Annotated in this window: 1 protein-coding gene; it reads left to right on the forward strand. The window is 46.6% G+C overall.

Annotated elements, in window-relative coordinates; translation table 11 throughout:
• Positions 1-391: hypothetical protein (locus OGY06_RS00075; protein ID WP_286604388.1), on the forward strand; the 391-nt coding region annotated here is incomplete at its 5' end.
• Between the last annotated feature and the right edge of the window lie 15 nt (positions 392-406).

Raw genomic sequence — 406 nt, forward strand, 5'->3', positions numbered from 1 at the left:
TGATTTAGACGGATTTTCAGATGCTACCGGCGGAAAGGTACTTGTCGTAAAAGACTTTGTTGGTCCGATTATGGCGGCAGAAGAAAGGGCTGACAGAAGGCATCTCCGATGGTCTAAAACGGGCGTAACGTTTGCCATGACTGTGGTCGTCGCGCTAATGAACTGGATGGTCATTGATATGCTTGGCACGGTAGTTCAGCAAGAGATGCATATGATTTCTATGGGAGTGCTTCCGGCGGAGAACAGAACAGTAACTACTGACGTGTATTTGGCTCTGATTGCGGGTACGGTTGCCGAAGTATCAGCTTTGTTTTTCATCATAGTGAAATCAATGTTTAAGAGTAGCAATGAGCCAAAAGATACGGCCGTAACAGAGAGCACTTCGACGTGATCATGACGGACGTAT

Origin of the sequence: Citrobacter sp. Cpo147 (genome assembly GCF_030332405.1) — a bacterium.
GTDB classification, from domain to species: Bacteria; Pseudomonadota; Gammaproteobacteria; order Enterobacterales; family Enterobacteriaceae; genus Citrobacter; species Citrobacter portucalensis.